Annotated in this window: 18 protein-coding genes; 15 read left to right on the plus strand and 3 right to left on the minus strand. The window is 58.5% G+C overall.

Translation table 11 applies throughout. The features are described from left to right. The first annotated feature begins 6 nt into the window (after positions 1-6). The 5 genes from RM533_RS12715 (at position 7) to RM533_RS12735 (ending at position 5,712) form a co-directional block, all read left to right on the plus strand. A complete protein-coding gene (locus RM533_RS12715) occupies positions 7-405 on the plus strand; it encodes a lasso peptide biosynthesis B2 protein (RefSeq protein WP_311341605.1) in 399 nt (132 codons plus the stop codon). Between the two features lie 53 nt (positions 406-458). Then, positions 459-2,219, plus strand: coding sequence for an asparagine synthetase B family protein (locus RM533_RS12720; protein ID WP_311341606.1), 1,761 nt, complete (start codon positions 459-461; stop codon positions 2,217-2,219). Then, complete coding sequence (locus RM533_RS12725) at positions 2,216-3,175, plus strand: hypothetical protein (RefSeq protein ID WP_311341607.1); 960 nt, start codon at positions 2,216-2,218, stop codon at positions 3,173-3,175. The genes RM533_RS12720 and RM533_RS12725 overlap by 4 nt, the downstream gene beginning before the upstream one ends. Next, complete coding sequence (locus RM533_RS12730) at positions 3,172-4,953, plus strand: ABC transporter ATP-binding protein (RefSeq protein WP_311341608.1); 1,782 nt, start codon at positions 3,172-3,174, stop codon at positions 4,951-4,953. Before RM533_RS12725 ends, RM533_RS12730 begins: the two co-directional genes overlap by 4 nt. A 135-nt stretch (positions 4,954-5,088) precedes the next feature. Beyond that, the gene (locus RM533_RS12735) at positions 5,089-5,712 is read left to right on the plus strand and encodes a nuclear transport factor 2 family protein (RefSeq protein WP_311341609.1); all 624 of its coding nucleotides are present in this window, start codon (positions 5,089-5,091) and stop codon (positions 5,710-5,712) included. Between the two features lie 18 nt (positions 5,713-5,730). On the opposite strand, the gene RM533_RS12740 is transcribed toward RM533_RS12735, so the two are convergent. Next, complete coding sequence (locus tag RM533_RS12740) at positions 5,731-6,747, minus strand: AI-2E family transporter (RefSeq protein WP_311341610.1); 1,017 nt, start codon at positions 6,745-6,747, stop codon at positions 5,731-5,733. 384 nt (positions 6,748-7,131) lie between these two features. On the opposite strand from RM533_RS12740, the gene hemE reads away from it, so the two are divergent. From hemE to RM533_RS12760, 4 genes are all read left to right on the plus strand, one after another. After that, entirely contained in the window at positions 7,132-8,163 is a 1,032-nt protein-coding gene (gene hemE, locus RM533_RS12745; protein WP_311341611.1) for a uroporphyrinogen decarboxylase, read from the plus strand. Positions 8,164-8,279: 116 nt separating this feature from the next. Further along, positions 8,280-8,732, plus strand: a complete 453-nt coding sequence (locus tag RM533_RS12750) for a CopD family protein (RefSeq protein WP_311341612.1) — start codon at positions 8,280-8,282, stop codon at positions 8,730-8,732. A gap of 229 nt (positions 8,733-8,961) precedes the next feature. Next, on the plus strand, positions 8,962-10,218 hold the full coding sequence (rho, locus tag RM533_RS12755; protein ID WP_311341613.1) for a transcription termination factor Rho: 1,257 nt from the start codon (positions 8,962-8,964) through the stop codon (positions 10,216-10,218). A gap of 21 nt (positions 10,219-10,239) precedes the next feature. Then, positions 10,240-10,635: a BLUF domain-containing protein gene (locus RM533_RS12760; protein WP_311341614.1), complete on the plus strand. Its 396-nt coding sequence runs from the start codon at positions 10,240-10,242 to the stop codon at positions 10,633-10,635. An 82-nt stretch (positions 10,636-10,717) separates the two neighbouring features. On the opposite strand, the gene RM533_RS12765 is transcribed toward RM533_RS12760, so the two are convergent. Together RM533_RS12765 and RM533_RS12770 are read right to left on the minus strand one after the other, a co-directional pair. Continuing rightward, a complete protein-coding gene (locus tag RM533_RS12765) occupies positions 10,718-12,340 on the minus strand; it encodes an FMN-binding glutamate synthase family protein (protein ID WP_311341615.1) in 1,623 nt (540 codons plus the stop codon). Positions 12,341-12,348: 8 nt separating this feature from the next. Beyond that, positions 12,349-13,047 carry a dienelactone hydrolase family protein gene (locus RM533_RS12770; RefSeq protein ID WP_311341616.1) on the minus strand — a complete coding sequence of 233 codons (699 nt, stop codon included), beginning with the start codon at positions 13,045-13,047 and terminating at the stop codon, positions 12,349-12,351. Positions 13,048-13,155: 108 nt separating this feature from the next. Here RM533_RS12770 and RM533_RS12775 point away from each other — a divergent pair, with 108 nt between their 5' ends. From RM533_RS12775 to RM533_RS12800, 6 genes are read left to right on the plus strand one after another with little or no spacing between them, the layout of a single operon-like run. Continuing rightward, on the plus strand, positions 13,156-13,413 hold the full coding sequence (locus tag RM533_RS12775) for a DUF6489 family protein (protein WP_311341617.1): 258 nt from the start codon (positions 13,156-13,158) through the stop codon (positions 13,411-13,413). Positions 13,414-13,460: 47 nt separating this feature from the next. Continuing rightward, complete coding sequence (gene mnmE, locus RM533_RS12780; protein WP_432265078.1) at positions 13,461-14,759, plus strand: tRNA uridine-5-carboxymethylaminomethyl(34) synthesis GTPase MnmE; 1,299 nt, start codon at positions 13,461-13,463, stop codon at positions 14,757-14,759. Between the two features lie 54 nt (positions 14,760-14,813). Continuing rightward, positions 14,814-16,679 (plus strand): tRNA uridine-5-carboxymethylaminomethyl(34) synthesis enzyme MnmG, encoded by a 1,866-nt coding sequence (gene mnmG / locus RM533_RS12785; protein WP_311341618.1) that lies wholly within the window; start codon positions 14,814-14,816, stop codon positions 16,677-16,679. A 29-nt stretch (positions 16,680-16,708) separates the two neighbouring features. Continuing rightward, positions 16,709-17,344 (plus strand): 16S rRNA (guanine(527)-N(7))-methyltransferase RsmG, encoded by a 636-nt coding sequence (gene rsmG, locus RM533_RS12790; RefSeq protein ID WP_311341622.1) that lies wholly within the window; start codon positions 16,709-16,711, stop codon positions 17,342-17,344. After that, positions 17,341-18,117: a ParA family protein gene (locus RM533_RS12795; RefSeq protein ID WP_311341619.1), complete on the plus strand. Its 777-nt coding sequence runs from the start codon at positions 17,341-17,343 to the stop codon at positions 18,115-18,117. Before rsmG ends, RM533_RS12795 begins: the two co-directional genes overlap by 4 nt. Continuing rightward, the gene (locus tag RM533_RS12800) at positions 18,114-19,067 is read left to right on the plus strand and encodes a ParB/RepB/Spo0J family partition protein (RefSeq protein WP_311341620.1); all 954 of its coding nucleotides are present in this window, start codon (positions 18,114-18,116) and stop codon (positions 19,065-19,067) included. Before RM533_RS12795 ends, RM533_RS12800 begins: the two co-directional genes overlap by 4 nt. The last annotated feature ends 818 nt before the right edge of the window (positions 19,068-19,885 follow it).

The raw sequence follows: 19,885 nt of genomic DNA on the forward strand, positions 1-19,885 counted from the left end.
ACGGCATTGGGTCGGCGCCACGCAGGCCTGCTGGCGCGCAGCCTGATCGTTGTGGCCGTGATCCGAACCGCCTTGACGCTGACCAGCTACCGCGCGGTTTCCAGACACATCTTGCTTCGCCATACTGCGCAGCAGCGCCGCAGCGTTCCTGTCATCGTCTGGGGCGTAAAGCATGCGTCGCGCATCATCCCCAAGGCACATTGCCTGACCCGCGCGCTTGCAGTGCAGTACATGCTGGCCCGGCAGGGAGATGTCAGCACGGTGCGCGTCGGCGTCGCGCAGGATGCACAAGGCCGCGTGGAGGCGCATGCCTGGGCGTTGTACGATGATCAGGTCCTGATTGGCGGGTTTGAAGAGGATATCGGCAGGTTCACCCCGATCGCGGATCTTCGCCCGATCGGATGATGGACAGCTTCCCCTTTATCTGCAACCCGCGATGGGGGTTTCAGGATGTCCACTTGCAGGCACGCAGGCCGTCGATCATCCCATCTGCAAGCGAGCCGGAAACCCTTGCCCGCGGGACAGAACGGATCGGCGGCACTGTCCGGCTCGACAATGGCAGAGAACTGGCGTCGACCCTCGGCCTGCCGGGCAATGCTCCGGTCGCGGATGTTCTCGTCGCCGGCTGGCGCGCATGGGGTCATGATCTTGCGGAACGCCTGCGCGGTGTCTTTGCCTTTGCCTTGCATGATCCGGCGACCTCCGAAATCTATCTGGCGCGGGATGTTTTCGGCGTGGCGCCACTGTTTCTTGCCCGTGACGGCGGCGAAATCGTCGTGTCGCACAGCAGCCGATCGGTTCGCCAGCATTGTTCGTTTTCCTGCACGATGAACGAGGCGATGATTGCGGACTTCATCAAGGATGAGGTCACCAACAAGGACGAAACCTTCTTCAACGAGATTTCCCGCCTGCCGCCCGGATGCTGGCTGTCGGTCACACCACAAGGAGAGCGGACCGAACGCTATTGGTCAATGAGCGCGGTTCCCCGGAATGTCGAATGGCCGGATGCTGCCAGCAGGTTCCGGGAACTGTTCGACCAATCTGTTGCCCGCTGCCATGTCGAGGGCGACACTGCATTGCTGCTGAGCGGTGGGCTTGATTCTTCCGCCATTCTGGCATCGCTGTCCGCGCAACAATTGTTGCGCCCCCGCTCTGCGGTGTTCAGCATGACTTACCGCCAAAGCGCAGGCTGGGGCGACGGCAGGCATCTCGATGCGCTGCGTGATGCGTTTGATCTCGATGTGCACGATCTTGCCAGCGATGGGCACGACCCCTTGATGGATATTGGTGATCATCTGGCGGCACTTGACGGGCCGTATCTGTCTTACGGCCATTCGGTAAGCTTCCGCCTGCAGAAAGCCGCTGCGGCGGCAGGCTTTGGTCATGTCCTGTCCGGTCACGGCGGTGATGAGATCGTGTCCTATGGGGTTGGCCGGCTGAACGAGCTTGCACGGCAGGGCCGCTGGCTGGCGCTGTGGCGCGAAGCACGAGGCGCAGCCCTCCTCCACCACCGGCCACGCTGGCAAAGCGCGCTTCCTTATCTTGCCCATGTCGGCAGGCTGCGCAAACCTGTGCAGCGTATCGGGGCAAGACTGTTGCCTGTCGCGGATGGAGCAGGCGCACAGCAGCCTGATCTTGCCCCTGCATTGGCTGAACGGGTGGGCGGCGGGCGAAGCTGGCCGCCTGCACCGCATCGGCGCAGCGATCACGACGATCGGATGCTCCAGGAATGGGCGCTCGACGCGCCGCTGCAGGCAAAGGCGCTGGAGGTATTCGCCGTCACCAGCCGGGCGGTCGGGGTGCACACTGCCATGCCATTTTACGATCGGGATCTGGTCGAGCTTACCCTGTCCCTGCCTTCCCATCACAAGCTGCGTGACGGGCAGACCCGCGCCATTGTGCGACAGGCTATGGCGGGGCGCCTGCCGCCATCGGTGCTGCAACGGGCGGACAAGTTCGATTTTGCCTTGGCTTTCAAGCAGGGCCTGCTCAAGGATCAGGACCGGCTGCGTGAACTCACCGGGCCTGCCAACCGCAAGCTTGACGAATTTGCAAATCGTAAACGGCTTGACGCTATCTGGGCAGGGGTGGAACGCCATGGCGCGAATATCGGGATCATGGATGCCTTCATGCTGTGGCGCGCCGCCGTGCTTGCGCTTTGGCTGGAAATGTCCGCAGACAACATTGACCGCAAATTGACCGTGGGGCAGTCGAAATGAAGGATGAAGCCGTAGGCGGGCCCGCACCCGGAAGCCGATGGTACAAGGCATTCGGACTGACCATTGCCAGCAATGTGCCGCTTGAGGAACTGACCGCTATCGATGCTGTCGAAGCGCCCGATGTAACCATTCGCTATGCGGATCTGGACCGCCCTTTGCCGGCGATGGAAGACGGCGTGGTGTTCGATTATGCCGATCCGCTGGGTGTTTACATGGCCTGGCCCGGTGTCGCAGCATTTCGGGTGTGCGGCACGGATGAAATTCAGGTGCAGCCTTATCCCGATACGCCGCGGGGCTTCCTTGCCTTTCCGATCCTTGGCCCCGTCATGGCCTGGCTGCTGCAGAAGCGCGAGCTGCTGGTGCTTCACGCCAGCGCTGTCGAAATCGACGGGCGCAGCGTGGTGTTGATGGGAGACAAGATGGCGGGAAAATCGACCACCGCCGCAGCTTTTGTCCAGACAGGATACCGGCTGGTGACTGACGATCTGCTCGCCATTAATGTTACCGGCGGAGCGGACGGCAAGCCGGTCATGTTTCCCGCTTTTGCGCAACTCAAGCTGACCCAGCAATCCGCAAACGCAGTGCCGATTACCGGGGCAACAGCCCTGCCGCTGGTTTATGAAGGGTTCACCAAGCGGCAGCACCGTCTGCCAGATCTCTATGCAGGCACGATAGGAGCCGATCATTTCTTCGTTCTGCATCGCGGCGGCGATCAGCCGCTCATCGCCCCTCTGGCATCTGCTGCCGGGTTTCAGGCATTGATGCGGTTCAGCTATTCCATCCGGTTCGGCTCTGCGCCCTACACCGACAGGGAACGCGCCGAACAGTTCCGCAATTGCGTAACCCTTGCCAATCGCGCGCAAATTGGTGACCTTCACATTCCAGCAGACCTCGCCCGGCTTGGCGAAACCGTGGATCTGGTCGCGCGGCATGTGCGGAAAATTGCCGACCGATGATCGGCACCACGCGGGCATTTGCATCCTTTCTGCTGGAACTCACCCGCGGCAGAATTGCCATTGCACTGGCATTGATGATCCTTGTGGGTCTGACCGAGGGGTTGTCGCTGGTCATCCTCATTCCTCTGCTGGCCGCAGTTGATCCTGGCGGAGCGGCGGAGATGGGGCGGCTGCCGCTGATCGGCGACTGGCTGGGCACGCTCACACTCAGCCTGCCGCTCCTGTTGGTGGGCTTTGTCCTGCTGATCGCGGTGCAGGCGATGCTTGCGCGCGCAAAATCGCTGTATCTGGCACGAACCATGCACCGCGCTATCGACCAGTTGCGCCTGCAATTGTTTGAAAGCGTTGGCATGGCTCGCTGGGAAGTGACGGCGCGCACCCGCCCGGCGGATATCAACCACGTTCTGCTGGGTGAGATCGATCGCGTGCGTTCCGCCGCGTCGAGCCTTCTCGCCCTGATGCAGACGATGGTCATGCTGCTCATCTACATTGCTCTTGCCGCACTGGTCGCCTGGGAGATGGCGCTGTTTGCAAGTCTGGTTGGATCATTGCTGTTTTTTCTGCTGTATCCTGTCCGGCGCAAGGCAACACGGTTCGGCCATGATCTGTCACGCATGTTCCAGGAACAGAATGTCACCTTGCTGGAATTCCTGACCGGGATCCGGGTGGCAAAATCCTTCGTCATCGAGGAGGAATATGCCGGTCGCCTGCGCCGTCATCTGGATGTCGTGCGGCAAAAGACGATTGGCTTTGCAAGCATTTCGACGCTTGGAACGCTGTTCTTCCAAGTGGCAAGCGCCGCCTTTGCCGCAATCTTTGTCTATGTCGCGGCAGCGGTTTTCACGCTTGGCCTGCCGCGGATTGCCGTCCTCCTGCTGATCTTCGTGCGGGTGGCGCCCCGGTTCAGCGGATTGCAGGATTCGCTGCAGCAATATTTTACCGCTCTGCCGGCCTTTGACAATGTCATGCAGCAGATCGGTTTCTATACCCGCGAAGCCGAAACTCTGCCCGCGCCAGGCGTGACTGCCCCCACCATGCAGTCTGCAATCCGGTTCGAAAATGTCGTGCTGCAATTTGACGGTGCGGCGGCCCCATTGCTTGGCGGCATCTGCCTTGATGTGCCTGCCGGCGAGGTGACTGCGCTCATCGGTCCTTCGGGCAGCGGCAAAAGCACTATTGCCGACCTTGCCATGGGGTTGTTGCGACCAACCGGCGGCCGCATCTTCATAGATGACACCCCTCTCGACGATGGCAATCGCCGCCTTTGGCGCAAGAGCGTGGGCTTTGTTCCACAGGATCCCTTCCTGCTTAACGACACACTGGCGGTCAATCTGCGGATTGCCGATCCCCAAGCCACACAAGGTGATATCGAGCGGGCACTCACGCTTGCAAATGCGATGGGTTTTGTAGCCGCGTTGCCCGATGGCCTTGATACGGTCGTGGGAGAGCGTGGTACTCGCTTTTCAGGCGGAGAACGCCAGCGCATCGCACTTGCGCGTGCATTGCTGAGGCAGCCCGCTTTCCTGATCCTCGACGAGGCGACCAGTGCGCTTGATTGGGAAAACCAGGAGGCGATTGCCGCTGCGATCAAGCGACTGCGTGGGCAGTTGACAATCCTGACCATCGCGCATCGTCCATCAATGATGGATTTCGCCGACCACGTCATTGCCTTGCAGGATGGAAGGATTGTCGAACAAGGCAAATTTGGCAGTCTTGCTCGCGATCCTCACAGCCATCTTGCCCGCCTGCTGGCAAGTGAACAGCGCGAGAGATCATGAAGATAGCGCCTCATCCGGCACGATCATGATCAAGACGGCGTCCTGATCAGGCGTTGCAGTGAAGCCCGTATGCGTTACCATCGCATGCCGGATACCCGTCTTGAGACCACAACCCGCCGAACATAAGGATATTTCATGTCATCGCTGGAACACAGGATCTCCCGTCTGGAAGCGCTCGATGAGATCCGGCAGCTTCCTGCCCGTTATGCATTGGCGCTGGACATGCGGGACATGGATGCCATGGTCAGCCTCTTTCCTGACGATGTGAAGGTCGGCAAAGGTGCCTCGGGACGTGAAGCACTGCGCAGCTACATGGACGCAACCCTGCGTTCGCCGTTTACCGGGACCTCCCATCATATCGGTGGCCACATCATCGAGTTCGACGATGAAAGCCATGCACATGGCGTGGTCTATTCAAAAAACGAGCATGAAACGGGCAACGAATGGGTCATCATGCAGATGATGTACATCGACGACTACCGGCAAAGTGACGGCCGCTGGTATTTTGCCCGACGTCTGCCGCTTTACTGGTATGCGACCGACCTGAACCGGCCTCCCATCGGCGAAAACAAGATGCGGTGGCCCGACACCGAATGGACCGAAGGCAATTTTCACAAGCTGTTTCCAAGCTATGCCGAATTCTGGGAGCGTGGCGGCGTTCCGCCAGGGCCCGTACCTGAGCCTGCGCCGCTCGACCAGTTCCTGAACCGGATGCGCAGGGGTGCGACAGCGCCCAAGGTCAAGGTGCGCGCGCAATGATTGAAACTGAGGCGCTGATCAGGAGATCGGCTTGCCGAGTGCGTCCCTCACCCACAATTGTCGCACAAGGATGAAAACGACCACCGTGATCGGCCCACCCAGCAGCACACCTATCGGGCCAAACAACACGCCCACCGCAAACAGCGCAAACATGGTCAGCGCCGGCGGGATCTTCACGACATGGCGCATGACCAGCGGGTTCAGCACATTGCCATCGAAGTTCTGCACGACAAAATAGAGCAGCACGATCATGACAAGATCGTTGAGCGGAAGCGCCAGCCCGATCAGCACGGCCGGAATGGCTGCAAGCAATGGGCCGATCACCGGCACAAACCCCAGAATTGCGGCAATCAGCGCCAGTGCCAGGGGTGAAGGCGCACCGATCAATACGAGGCCAGCATAGATCGTGGTGCCGACAAACGCCATGGAGACAAGCTGGCCGCGCAGCCACGCGCGCAGGCCGCCAACCAGCGCATTCAGCAATTGTGCGGTCCGTTCTTCATGCCTCGCAGGCACCAGCATGATAATACCCTGCCGGTAAGTGTTAGGCCGTGTTGCAAGAAACACACCGCCGATAACGGCAAGAAACAAGCCGGACAGGGCACTCGCCACCAATGAGAAGATCACCTGCATCAAGGCGACAATGCTTGCGCCGCTGGGTGACAGCCGATCGGCGATGGCATTGACCCGCGCCTCGCCAAGACGATCCTTCAGATCCGCGATGCCACCCGGCAGGAGCGCCAGCAATTGCGTGATCTGGCGTTCCAGCTCATGCCCGAACATGTAGGCAATTGCCCCGCCTGTTCCGACCAGGACAAGAGCCGCGATGGTCAGGCGAACGCCATGCGAGACAGGCAGCACCCGGCCCTGCAACCGCGCCAGACCATCGATGATTACCGCCACCAGAATGGCGGCCAACAGCAGCAGCAGCACTGAACGCAACTGCCAGATGGCGAGTAACAGCAGAATGGGAGCCGCCGCACCGAGCGTAAGCCGCGCGGCCCGGGCAAGACTTGCTGACCTTCTGATCGTCATCGCCTGATCGTCATCGCTTTCATTTCAGCGCTGTGCCCGGCCCTGCTCCTTATGGGAGTGGCAGGGCAGAGTGCTGTACCAGCTGGGGATAAACCACGGGACAGAGCCGGGGACAAGCATCAAGCCACGACCAGTCCCGCATTGACCGCAGATTGTTCGTCAGGTTTTCAACAGCGCGCCGCAGATCACCCGAGGCTGTGCATAAGGCGCACAAGTTTCCTTTGACTCATTGGCGCTGCAGAGTCGCTCAGGCAGATTGGCTCTCGCCATCAGGGGACAATTCGGGCAATCGATCCCAAACCGGGATGTCCACAGGACCAACAACTGTCATCATCCTTATTAATAATATTCCTGTTGTAGTGTTGTGGTGGAGTATCACGTTTCATGTCGGGCTTGCTTCTTGAAACGCTGAAGGGCGCAAACATGACCCAGCGCCCAGTCTGGCTGATGCGTCAGGCGGGGCGCTATCTTCCCGAATACCGGGCGTTGCGCGCCGACAAGGGCGGGTTCCTGAACCTTGTCTATGATGCCGATGCTGCGGCGGAAATTACCCTGCAGCCGATCCGACGGTTTGCCATGGACGGAGCGATCCTGTTTTCAGACATTCTGATCGTGCCCTATGCCATGGGACAGGATCTGGAATTCCTTGCCGGTGAAGGCCCACGGCTGTCACCGCGGCTTGCAGATTGTGCGCTTGCCACGCTTGCTGCAGTTCCTGAACGGCTTGAGCCGATCTACAGGACAGTTGCCAGGGTTCGGCAGCAGCTGGACCCGCAATGCACGCTGATCGGCTTTGCCGGTGCGCCATGGACGGTCGCAACTTACATGGTGAACGGCGAAGGCAGCCGCGACCAGCATGAAACCCGCCAGCTGGCCTACAGCGATCCGCACGCATTTGGTGCGATCATTGATGCCATAGGCGCAGTCACGGTCCAATATCTGGTGGAGCAGGTCCGCGCCGGTGCACAAGCTGTGCAGTTGTTCGACAGCTGGTCAGGCTCGCTGGCGCCGGACGAGTTCGAGCGATGGGTCGTTGCTCCGACCTCCCGGATTGTCGCAGCCTTCAAGGAGCAATGCCCCGACATCCCGTTCATCGGTTTCCCCAAGGGCGCGGGTGAAAAGCTCGTCGCCTATGCCAGCCAGACCGGTATCGATGCCGTCGGACTTGATGAAACCGTCGATCCTCAATGGGCAGCGCGCAACCTCCCGGCAGACATGCCGGTGCAAGGAAATATCGATCCCTTGCTGCTCCTGGCTGGCGGCCCGGCGCTGGTCGCGCGCACGCAGTTCATTCTTGATTGCTTTGCCGAGCGTCCGCATGTCTTCAATCTTGGCCACGGCATCGGCAAGGAGACGCCGATCGCACATGTGGAGCAGATGCTGGCGGTTGTGCGGCAATGGCGCGGACCTGCCTGATCGTGGCGCATGGTGACCTCAATTGTGCCGGCTGTCTGGCCAAGCGGCGCGCCGGAGCATACCACCGTATCAGCACAGTCTTACATCGTGATGCGTTCTGCCCTATCTGAACCACTATGCATGAGGAACTTGCTTTGCTGTATCCCTGGCTGAAAGTCGGCCATCTGGTGTTCATCATTTTCTGGATGGCGGGGCTGTTCATGCTGCCGCGCTATTACATCTATCATCAGGAGGCAGAAGCAGGCTCGGCCGAAGCTGCCCGTTGGGTCGAGCGCGAAGCCAAACTGCGCAAGATCATTCTCAACCCTGCCCTCGTTCTGGTGTGGGCCTTCGGCATTGCGCTGGCGATTGCCACCGATGCATGGAGCGCAGGCTGGCTGCACATCAAATTGCTGCTGGTGCTGCTGCTATCGGCATATCACGGCTGGATGATCGGCTATGGCCGCAAGCTTGCGCAGGGCCGCCCCACATTGTCGGGTGGCAAGCTGCGTCTGTTGAACGAGGTTCCGGGCATTGCTGCCATCCTGATCATCACCACTGTAATCATCGGCAAACTCTATCTGCCCTGAGGCCGCGCCTGACTGGCCGGGTGATCTGCGTGTCACAGCGGAACGGCAGGCCAGCAGCAGGTCGACAGCATTGACGGGCCTGATGGATCGTTCTATTTGAACAGGTGAGGCGGCGTCCTGCTGCCGGTTCGGCACTCCACCATGTCCTGCCGACGGTCACCTTGCCCTACCAAGCTTGAACCTTGCCATGGACATGCGCAGGTTCACCCAATGGAACTGTTGCCGCATCATGCACCTGAAGGAACTCAAGCAGAAGAAGCCCGCCGAACTCGTCGAGATGGCCGAGGAAATGGGCGTCGAAGGTGCATCGACCCTGCGGCGGCAGGATCTGATGTTCGCAATTCTCAAGGAAGTCGCGGATGATGGCGAGGAAATCCTTGGCATCGGAACAATCGAAGTCCTGTCCGATGGCTTTGGTTTTCTGCGCAGCCCTGAAGCCAATTATCTTGCCGGTCCCGATGATATTTACGTCTCGCCCAATCAGGTGCGCAAGTTCGGGCTGCGCACCGGCGATACTGTCGAGGGTGAGATCCGGGCACCTCGGGACGGGGAACGCTACTTTGCGCTGACGAAGCTGCTGAAAATCAATTTCGATGATCCCGACGTTGTGCGCCACCGGGTCAACTTCGACAATCTGACGCCGCTTTACCCTGATGAGAAACTCACGCTCGATACGCTTGATCCGACCGTCAAGGACAAGTCCGCGCGCGTGATCGACATCATCTCGCCGCAGGGCAAGGGGCAGCGTGCGCTCATCGTGGCGCCGCCGCGCACCGGCAAGACCGTCCTGCTGCAGAACATCGCCAAGGCGATCACGGACAACCATCCCGAAGTGTTCCTGCTGGTCCTGCTTGTCGACGAACGGCCCGAGGAAGTCACTGACATGCAGCGCAGCGTCAAGGGCGAGGTGATCTCCTCCACCTTCGATGAAGCGGCTACAAGGCACGTCCAGGTGGCCGAAATGGTCATCGAGAAGGCCAAGCGTCTGGTCGAGCACAAGCGCGATGTCGTCATCCTGCTCGATTCCATCACCCGGCTTGGTCGGGCTTACAACACTGTCGTGCCCAGTTCGGGCAAGGTGCTGACCGGCGGTGTCGACGCAAACGCGCTGCAAAGGCCCAAACGTTTCTTCGGCGCAGCGCGCAATATCGAGGAAGGCGGATCGCTTTCCATCATTGCGACGGCGTTGATCGATACCGGCAGCCGCATGGATGAAGTCATCTTTGAGGAGTTCAAGGGCACCGGCAATTCCGAGATCGTGCTTGATCGCAAGGTTGCCGACAAGCGCATCTTCCCCGCGCTCGATGTCGGGAAATCCGGCACGCGCAAGGAAGAACTGCTGGTCGACAAGGACAAGCTGTCCAAGATGTGGGTGCTGCGCCGGATCCTGATGCAGATGGGCACGATCGACGCGATGGAATTCCTGCTCGACAAGATGAAGGATTCCAAAACGAACGAGGATTTCTTTGCTACAATGAACCAGTAGGTAACCGGCAAAGGGTCCGCAGTGTTGAGGCAGGTCACTTACATCAGTACAGTGTCGGCCGACATGCCCTACGAGGACGTCCGCAGCATTGTCTCTCTATCCCGAAGCGCGAATGCGCAGCGGGAGGTTACCGGACTGCTTTTTTATAACGGGCGCAATTTCCTGCAGGTGCTGGAGGGGGATAATGCGGTGTTGCGGTCCTTGATGAGCCTCATTATTCAGGATCCCCGACATGCTGGCGTCAGTGTGCTCGCCAATGTCGAGATAATGGCCCGGTCATTCCCCCAATGGTCGATGCGGCTTCTGCAGCTTAGTGAATCTGTGGAAGAACGGCGCAGTTGCATTGATGGGCTGCTGCCGGCGCAGATGGATGGAGCCACCCGGCGTGCGATCCTCAACTACGCCATGCTCAACTGATCTGCGATGATTTTTGGTGACAGGGCTTACGCTTTCATAGCCTTGCATCAGCGCCCGTTGATCACCCTTGATACAATGGGCATCATGCCGCCTGTGCGGCACGAAAGCTGTGAGCGTCTGCCGCCGCCCAATAGCGCGCATATTGCGTGTCGCGGGGGTTTTCGAGCAGCTCCTCATTTTCCAGAAAATTATAGAACCTGTCCATTGAATCGGATCGAACCGTATTCAGCCGCTCGCTGATATGCTGCGGCTTGATGTCCCAGGGTGTGTCCAATCCCATGGCCATCACGATTTCACGCAAACCTGCCAGGGTGTGGCTTTGAAAGCGGGCGACTCTTTCCCCCTTGTCCATGACGACCAGGCCGCGTTGACGGGTTGCGTCTTGCGTTGCAATACCGGTGGGACAGGTATCCTCATGGCAGCGCATGGACTGGACGCAACCCAAGGCAAACATGAACGCCCGGCCAGCATTGCACCAGTCTGCACCCAACCCCAGGTTCATCGCCATTTGCGCACCGGAATGAACCTTTCCTGCCGCCGCAATCCTGGTGTCGCTTTTGAGCCCGCAACCCACCAGGGCGTTGCGGACCATGATCAATCCTTCGCGAAGCGGCATGCCGACCCGGTTGGTCAATTCGACAGGTGCTGCACCCGTACCGCCTTCTGCACCGTCAACGGTAATGAAATCGAGCCTGATGCCGGTCTCCAGCATCGCCTTGGCCAATGCGAATACTTCGTGTGGCTGACCAACACACAGCTTGATGCCGACAGGTTTTCCACCGCTCAATTCGCGCAGCGAAGCTGCCCATTCGAGCAGTTCTATGGGTGTTGAAAACGTTGAATGTCCGGCAGGGGAAACGCAGTCCTGTCCCATCGCAATGCCACGCGTCGTTGCAATCTCCTGCGACACCTTGCTCGCGGGAAGCACACCGCCGTGCCCAGGCTTGGCGCCCTGACTAAGCTTGATTTCCACCATTTTGACCTGCGGATTCTGCGCCGTTTCGGCAAATTGCGCAGCATCAAACCGGCCTTCCGTGGTCCGGCAACCGAAGTAGCCACTGCCTATTTCCCAGACTAGATCGCCACCAAAGCTGCGGTGATACCGTGACAGACCACCTTCTCCGGTGTCATGGTAGAAACCACCCGCCGCCGCCCCCTTGTTAAGAGCCATGATGGCATTGGCGGAAAGCGATCCGAAGCTCATTGCCGAGATGTTGAGTAAGGAGGCTTCGTAGGGCTTGCTGCACTGGCCGCTGCCAACCGGCACGCGCCATTGTTCAGGTGCGTTGGAGTTTGGAACAATGGAATGGCTCAGCCACTCATATTCCTCTGAATAAACGTCGAGCTCGGTGCCGAAGGGGTGGGAATCAAGCTGCCCTTTGGCACGAGCGTAAACCAGCGCGCGCTCGTCATGGCTGAATGGACGCCCTTCCAGATCTCCTTCGACGATATAACTGCGCAGATAAGGGCGCAGATCCTCCATAAGCCAGCGAAATCGCGCCAACAGGGGATAGTTGCGGCGCAGGCTGTGCCGATCCTGTGCGAAATCGAACATTGCTACGACGAGCAGCGGCACGAGGATCAGCAACGCCCAGCGCGCCGGTTGCCAGAACGCACAGATGCCGGCGAGCACCAGAAGCACGAGCGGAACAGCAAACCGCGTGATGAGATTGGCCGAATCGCGCCAGTTCGCATGGTTCAGCATGCTAGTTGTCAGCCAAGATGCTGCGTGAAGAATTCTGCCGTACGCCGATCCGCCAGCGTCGCGGCTTCCTCATCACGCCTTGTACCGTCCTCGGTTGCAAAGCCATGACCGAGGCCTTGGTAATCAAGTAACGTCACCTTGGCATTGTCCTCCAGGCCTTCATGCATCCTTGCCTGTGCCTGAGCAGGGACAAACTGGTCGGCGGTCGGGATATGCAGCATGAGAGGCCGGGAGATGGCGTGCTGCTCGTCCAGCATTTCGTCGATCTGCACGCCATAGTAGCCTACCGTGGCATCAATGTCGGTGCGTGTTGCGGTCATATATGCAAGCTTGCCGCCAAGGCAGAAACCGACTGCGCCGACCTTTGCGATTTTGCATTCACCCCTGATCCAGTGAATCGTGGCTTCGATATCGAGAATGTTCTTGTCAGGATCGTTACGGTTCATGAGGTCGAACGCTTTTTCACGCAGTGCCTGGTCATCCCAATTTAGCTCTACGCCGGGCTCCAGCCTCCAGAACAGATCAGGCGCAACCGCCAGATACCCCTTTTCCGCCCAATCATCGCATTTCTTGCGAATACCATCATTGACGCCAAAAACTTCCTGAATGACGAGGATGGCAGCTTTGGGCGTGCCCTTCGGCCGCGACACATAGGCCCCGAAGCTGGATTGCTTGTCGAGTGTGGGGATGTCAGTCGTCAGTTTCATTTTGGGGCCTCTTCTTCGATACAGCTTTGAAAAATCATTAGACCGCCACGGTAGACATTGCAAAGCGGCTGTGACAGCTTGTGCCAGGACAACAAAAGGTGCGCGGTTATGAAGATGAATTTCGAAGTCGATTGCACACCTGAAGAAGCGCGGCGCTTCCTCGGCTTGCCTGACGTTACGCGAGCCAATGAAGTATATGTCGACACTCTGGTGAAGACGATGAAGGGTGCTGGCAGTGTCGAACAGCTTCAGGACATGGTGAAGCAGTTTGCGCCAATGGGTGAGATGGGACTGACCATGTTTCGTCAATTGATGGAAAGCGGCGCCAGCGCAGCGTTTGGCGGGTCGCGGGCCAAGAAAGACTGATCGATTGTCGTAGAGCGCTGCCGACGCTTCGCAATAAACAACCGCCAATGCAGAACCTGCCCGAAACGATCTTTGCCGTGTCCAGCGGCAGCCCGCCTGCCGCGATTGCAGTCATTCGCATCAGCGGTCCTGCCGCATCGCAGCTGCTGCAGACGATCGCCGGACGTGTCCCGCCGCCGCGTAGAGCCGTGCTGGCCGATTTGCGTTCTGAAGCAGGGGATGTGCTCGATACAGGGATGGTGCTCTACATGCCGGGCCCGGCTAGCGCGACAGGTGAAGATTGCGCAGAGTTACACGTCCACGGCGGTCGGGCCGTGGTTCGAGCAGTAGAACAGGCCCTCGGCAAGATCCCGGCGGTCCGCCATGCCGAAGCGGGGGAGTTTACCCGGCGCGCCTTTGCCAATGGCAAGCTGGATTTGGCACAAGCAGAAGGCTTGGCCGATCTGCTGGCGGCGGAAACGGAACTTCAAAGGTTGAACGCGCAAGCCATGGCTGGCGGCTTATTTTCGCGGATGGTGACGCAATGGCGTAAAGATCTGCTCCAGCTCTCGGCTGAAGTCGAAGCTGTGCTGGATTTTTCAGACGAGGAAGACGCAGAGCAGATGCCACTCGATTTCGCCGCTCGCCTGGAGGTGATGAGCAACCGGCTGCAGGAATGGCTGAACGGGCCGCAGACAGAAACCTTGAAGGAAGGGTTTCGGGTCGTCCTGGCTGGGCCGCCGAACAGCGGAAAAAGCAGCCTGTTCAATGCATTGGTGCAGGAGGATGCGGCGATAATCACGCCGGTTGCCGGGACCACTCGCGATGTTCTGCAAAGACCCGTTGCAATAGACGGTGTTCCGTTTCTTTTCATCGATACGGCCGGATTGCGCGATGATACAACAGATGCCGTAGAACTCGTCGGGATTGAAAGGGCGTATAACGAGGTTGTCAAAGCGGATCTCGTCTTGTGGCTGGGTGCAGAAGGTGAGGGACCTGCAGAGGCTTGGGAAATTGGTGCAAAGTCCGACCTGGATAATTTTGCGAAGAAGGCTCCCGATTTTAGCGTCTCCGCTGTCACGCTTGCCGGTGTACGCGAACTGCGCGAAGCGTTAAGAATCGTTGCGGCAGCTGCCATGCCGAAGCCGGGGCAAATTGCGCTAAGCCGATTTCAACGAACCGCTCTTCATGCAAGCAGCCAGGAAGTCATTGCCGCGCATGAGATGCTCGGCAATCGGTCGGCGGACCTGTTGATCCTGGCTGAATTTCTGCGAAGGGCGCGAGTGGAGTTGGACAGACTGCTCGGCAACGTCTCGACAGAAGACATGCTCGACGCGCTCTTTGGCAATTTCTGCATTGGCAAATAATGTTCCACGTGGAACATCTTTGCTTGTGCGGCCTGCTTGGGGTAGACGCCGCGCATGCAAACTTATGACGTTATTGTAGTAGGCGATGGCCATGCAGGCTGCGAAGCCGCTGGTGCGGCTGCTCGGATGGGAGTGCGAACCTGCCTCATCAGCTTTGACTCTCGTAAAACCGGGGCCATGTCGTGCAATCCAGCAATAGGCGGGCTGGGCAAAGGGCATCTTGTTCGCGAAGTCGATGCTTTTGACGGCCTGATTGGCCGGGCAGCCGATGCTGCAGCGATTCACTACCGGATGCTTAACCGCTCCAAGGGCAGTGCTGTACACGGTCCAAGGGTACAGGCGGATCGCGTTCTGTTCAGTCGCTCCATCCGGGGCATGCTACGCGCACAGCCAAATCTGGACCAGCTTTCCGGCGAAGTATCAGAATTGATTATTTCGCAGGGGGCAGTCGCCGGGGTCGTTCTGGCAGATGGTACCCGCATTGACAGTCGGGCCGTGGTTCTTTGCACCGGGACCTTCCTCGGCGGACGCATGTTCAGGGGCGAAGAAACCTTCAGCGGTGGTCGGGTCGGCGAACAGGCCGCGAGCCAACTGGCAAAACAGCTGCGAGCAATCGGTCTCCCGCTTGCACGTCTCAAGACAGGGACTCCGCCGCGTCTGGATGGCCGGACGATTGCATGGCAGAGTCTGCCAAGACAACCGTCTGATATTTCTGATTGGACCATGTCGCCGTTGACGACACAACGTTGTAATCCGCAGATGTTCTGCGCGATCACCAGAACGAACGAACGAACCCATGATCTTATCCGCGCATCCAAAGATCGTTCGCCGCTATTCAGCGGCGCCATCAATGCGCTGGGACCGCGTTACTGTCCTTCTATCGAAGACAAGGTAAGCCGATTTGCTGATCGCACGGGACATCAGATCTTTCTCGAGCCAGAAGGAATGGGGTCTCATCTTATTTATCCGAATGGGATAAGCACATCGCTGCCAATCGAGGTGCAGGCTCGTTTTCTGAATACAATTGAAGGTCTTGAAAACGCTGTCATTGTCGAACCAGGATATGCAGTCGAATATGACCACATCGATCCTCGGGCACTGAACCGCTCATTAGAAGCAAAGGACCTTCGTGGGCTGTTCTGCGCGGGACAAATCAATGGCACGACCGGCTATGAAGAAGCTGCGGCGCAGGGCTTGGTCGCTGGACTGTGCGCGGCGAGTGCAACAGTGGAGGTGGGCGCGCCGGCCATTGATAGAAGCAATTCCTATATCGCCGTAATGATCGATGATCTGACTCTTCACGGCATCACGGAGCCATACCGCATGCTCACCGCCCGGGCGGAATACAGGCTTCATTTGCGAGCGAGCAATGCAAGCACTCGACTGACGTCAATAGCGATCGAGTACGGTTGCGTGAGCCAAGAGCGGAAGGATTGGTTCAGACGACGCCAGTCTGACCGTGCTTCCACGCAGCGGGCACTACAAGCGTCGGTGCCCGCCGCCGCATTGCAAGCGATTTCCTCGACGGCGAGGAGCGGAAAGAGCGGCCGCTCCTTCGGAGAGTGGTTGCTCCACGATTGCCAAGAGGAAAGCAGGCGATGCCGCTTTGAAGAATACTTGGGATGGAAGGCGGCCGAGGATGTTTTCGATGAGGCACTCGAAGATCTGCACTACGCACCGTACTTGTTGCGCCAAGATGCCGAATTGAAAGAACTGAAGCGCGGTGAAAACGTAGCCATTCCCGCAGACTTCCCATTTGCATCCATCCCAGGCCTTTCTCTGGAGATGATCGAGAGGTTGGAGCGCGCGCGGCCGGATACAATTGCGGCGGCAGGACGCATCAATGGAATTACACCCGCAGCAATGGCCGCGCTTCTCGTGCATGCTCGCCGGAGACAGACGGAGCAGGTTCCGCAATGAGTGGTAGCGCAGTAGTAGATGCTTCTGACATGGCGCAGTCATTAGCATGGCTGGGCAGGAGCCCAGGTCGCTATTCCCCAGTACAGATCGCCCGCCTGCACAAGTTCACCAGCATGCTGCTCGAGGAGAATGGGCAGCAGAACCTCATCGCATCTGCAACTGTGCCGTTCCTATGGTCTCGCCACATCTTGGATAGCGCACAGCTTGTCGATCTTGTTCCACGTGGAACATCGGGAGAGTGGGTAGATCTGGGAACAGGTGCAGGGTTTCCCGGGATGATCTGCGCGATCTTGTGTCCAGATTTGCCGTTCACCCTCGTCGAGGAACGGAGAAAGCGGGCAGATTGGTTGAAGAAAGCAATGAACGCAAATGGGTTGGAGAATACGACGGTCCACCACGGGCGGTTGAGCACACTCGCACGTCGGAATGCTGCCATCATCAGCGCGCGTGCATTCGCTTCCTTGCCAGATACGCTTGCACAGGCTAGCCACATAGCCACCCCTGAAACCTGGTGGCTTTTACCAAAAGGTAAAAGCGCTGCTGAAGAGCTTGCTCAGATGGGTGAACAAGGAGCGATGTTTCACGTGGAACACTCATGCACCAATGACAACGCTGGCATAATTGTCGGCAGAACCACGATGATCGATACAGGTGCACTGAGATGATCGTGATTGCTGTCGCCAATCAGAAAGGCGGCGTTGGAAAGACGACATCGGCGATAAACTTGGCAACGGCATTTGCCGCATCTGGCTGGCGGACCTTGCTGATTGATCTGGATCCACAAGGCAATGCTTCGAGTGGCCTGGGTTTGGCGAGCGCATCCCGCGGCGCAAGCAGCTATGATTTGCTTGTTGATGAGGTGCCATTGAGTGAGTGCATAGCTACAACCAAAATCAGCAATCTGCAGATTGTTCCAGCTACAGTCGACCTCTCCGGTGCCGAAGTGGAACTGGTAAGCGTACCCGGACGTGTTGAGCGATTGCGAACGAGCCTGGCTTCGGTTCAGGAGTACGACATCTGTTTTGTCGACTGCCCGCCCTCTCTGGGGCTTCTGACCTTGAATGCTCTCACTGCCGCCGACAGGCTTCTGGTGCCGCTCCAATGTGAATTTTTCGCGCTGGAGGGATTAAGCCAGCTTATGCAAACTGTTGAGCAGGTCAAAGAGCGATTCAATCCGTCCCTTCGTATCGTTGGCATTGCGCTCACCATGGTGGATCGTCGCAACAGGTTGAGTGAACAGGTTTCAGATGACGTTCGGGACGTGCTTGGAGATTTGGTGTTCAGTGCCGTTATTCCCCGCAACGTGCGACTAGCCGAAGCGCCAAGCCACGGCTTGCCGGCATTGATCTATGATCATCATTGCGCAGGTTCTATCGCTTATATGACATTGGCGCGCGAGCTGATATCAAGATTGCCATCGTTAAGGAAAGCAGCATGACCGGCGCAGATGCTAATCGCCGTCGGGCGGCCCTTGGCCGCGGACTCGGTGCCTTGCTGGGTGATGTGGATCGCGAAGAGCCAGTTGCCCTGACCACCGTGGCCGACACTGTGGGAGATATGCGGCATGATACCAGGTCAAGCAACGTAACGGACGGATTGGCTCAAATAGAGATCGGATCTATCGAAGCTCACCCCGACAATCCGCGGGTCAAATTCGATCACGGCGCTTTACAGGACCTCGCTGGCTCAATTGCAGCACGTGGCGTCATTCAGCCAATTATCGTTCGGCCGCTTGGCGGCACCCGATACCAGCTGGTCGCAGGAGAACGTCGCTGGAGAGCCGCGCAGATCGCCGGAGTGCAAAACATTCCAGCCATCGTCAGGCAACTCGAAGACAAGGATGTCACGGCACTTGCGTTGATAGAGAACATCCAGCGGGAGAACCTCAATCCTGTTGAGGAGGCACGCGCCTATAGCAGGCTGGTCGATCAGAACAGAATGTCACAAGCTGAGATAGCAACTCTGGTCAATAAATCCCGCAGCCATGTTGCCAATCTGATGCGGTTGCTCGCGTTACCGGACGGCGTTCTGGAATTGGTCGAGCAAGATCAACTTTCCATGGGTCATGCTCGCGCCCTGATCAATTGCGAAGCTGCGGAAGAAATCGCACAAAATACCGTGCAACGCGACCTGTCGGTACGTGAGGTCGAAAAACTGGTGAGGCGCAGGAGTGCGCCAAACAGGGAGACGCCGCGTCGCTCTGCCCGCCCTCCCACTCATGAAGGTGCAGCCGATCTGCTGGCGATCCAAACCCAGCTGCAGGAATTCCTCGGCTTGAACGTGCAGATATCAATGGCAAACGAAAACTCCGGGACGGTGAATGTCGAGTTCAAGACGCTGGACCAGCTTGACATGATTTGTCAGCGGCTTAGCGGCGGCGAGATTTAACGCGTACAGCCCGGCGGCTGCCCCAGACCTGTTGACACAATGGGTAGCCCTATGCAGGCGGCGGCAAGGCAGAAGAAGCTCAGGAGTGACGCAGCAGTCCTGTCGTAGCGGGTCGCGATGCGAGGCAACTGCCCGAAAAGATTGAACAGCCGCTCGACAAGGTTCCGATCAAGGGCAGCGGCGATAATCGCATGAAGCTGGATCACGGCGGTCAGTTTTGGGGATGACCGGGAGGATGTTGTGCAGCAGCAGCAGTGTTTCTCGGAGGACGTTCCTGATCGTGTGCTACGCGCGCCTGCGGCTCCACAGCGGACGTAAACGCGCATTGAGATCTTGCTCGCAAAGCCGCCGCGGCTTTGATCCGAGCTCTCCTCGCAGGCCCCGTTTAGCGCCCGCTGCTGCGAGAATGGCCGCGAAGAATGGTGCTGTCGATTATGCGCTGCCAATCGTCAGGGAGATCCAACTCGACTAGCATGTTGAGCATGACATCCCAGACACCTTGTTCTGCCCATCGGGAACGGACATAGACCGAGTTCCACTTGCCACTGCTCGTATCGGTGTGCTTTGCACAGCTTCGCTTCGCCATCAGGAGTACGCGACCCGCGGAACATGAAGCATTTCGTGCAGTACACGTCGATTGCCATGGCAGGCCGCGCCCTGTTGCCGTGCTTGCGACGGTAGCAGGGTCCCTATGATCGCCCTTTCCGTTCGTCAGATCGCCGCGTGACAGGAACGCCTCGAACAGGCAGCCTTGGAAGTAAAGCTGTGCAAAGCACTATCAGAACTCAGCCGGCTCGAGATCCCACAATGTTAACACA

The sequence above is a fragment of the Croceicoccus esteveae genome, from assembly GCF_031846435.1.
GTDB classification, from domain to species: Bacteria; Pseudomonadota; Alphaproteobacteria; order Sphingomonadales; family Sphingomonadaceae; genus Croceicoccus; species Croceicoccus esteveae.

Bases quoted from the DNA above. Each gene is read 5' to 3' on its own strand.
- rho (WP_311341613.1), top strand. From the start codon at position 8,962: ATGCACCTGAAGGAACTCAAGCAGAAGAAGCCCGCCGAACTCGTCGAG.
- RM533_RS12775 (WP_311341617.1), top strand. From the start codon at position 13,156: ATGAAGATGAATTTCGAAGTCGATTGCACACCTGAAGAAGCGCGGCGC.
- mnmE (WP_432265078.1), top strand. From the start codon at position 13,461: ATGCAGAACCTGCCCGAAACGATCTTTGCCGTGTCCAGCGGCAGCCCG.
- RM533_RS12730 (WP_311341608.1), top strand. From the start codon at position 3,172: ATGATCGGCACCACGCGGGCATTTGCATCCTTTCTGCTGGAACTCACC.
- hemE (WP_311341611.1), top strand. From the start codon at position 7,132: ATGTCGGGCTTGCTTCTTGAAACGCTGAAGGGCGCAAACATGACCCAG.
- RM533_RS12740 (WP_311341610.1), bottom strand. From the start codon at position 6,747: ATGACGATCAGAAGGTCAGCAAGTCTTGCCCGGGCCGCGCGGCTTACG.
- RM533_RS12765 (WP_311341615.1), bottom strand. From the start codon at position 12,340: ATGCTGAACCATGCGAACTGGCGCGATTCGGCCAATCTCATCACGCGG.
- RM533_RS12725 (WP_311341607.1), top strand. From the start codon at position 2,216: ATGAAGGATGAAGCCGTAGGCGGGCCCGCACCCGGAAGCCGATGGTAC.
- RM533_RS12735 (WP_311341609.1), top strand. From the start codon at position 5,089: ATGTCATCGCTGGAACACAGGATCTCCCGTCTGGAAGCGCTCGATGAG.
- mnmG (WP_311341618.1), top strand. From the start codon at position 14,814: ATGCAAACTTATGACGTTATTGTAGTAGGCGATGGCCATGCAGGCTGC.
- RM533_RS12795 (WP_311341619.1), top strand. From the start codon at position 17,341: ATGATCGTGATTGCTGTCGCCAATCAGAAAGGCGGCGTTGGAAAGACG.
- RM533_RS12750 (WP_311341612.1), top strand. From the start codon at position 8,280: ATGCATGAGGAACTTGCTTTGCTGTATCCCTGGCTGAAAGTCGGCCAT.
- RM533_RS12800 (WP_311341620.1), top strand. From the start codon at position 18,114: ATGACCGGCGCAGATGCTAATCGCCGTCGGGCGGCCCTTGGCCGCGGA.
- RM533_RS12770 (WP_311341616.1), bottom strand. From the start codon at position 13,047: ATGAAACTGACGACTGACATCCCCACACTCGACAAGCAATCCAGCTTC.
- rsmG (WP_311341622.1), top strand. From the start codon at position 16,709: ATGGCGCAGTCATTAGCATGGCTGGGCAGGAGCCCAGGTCGCTATTCC.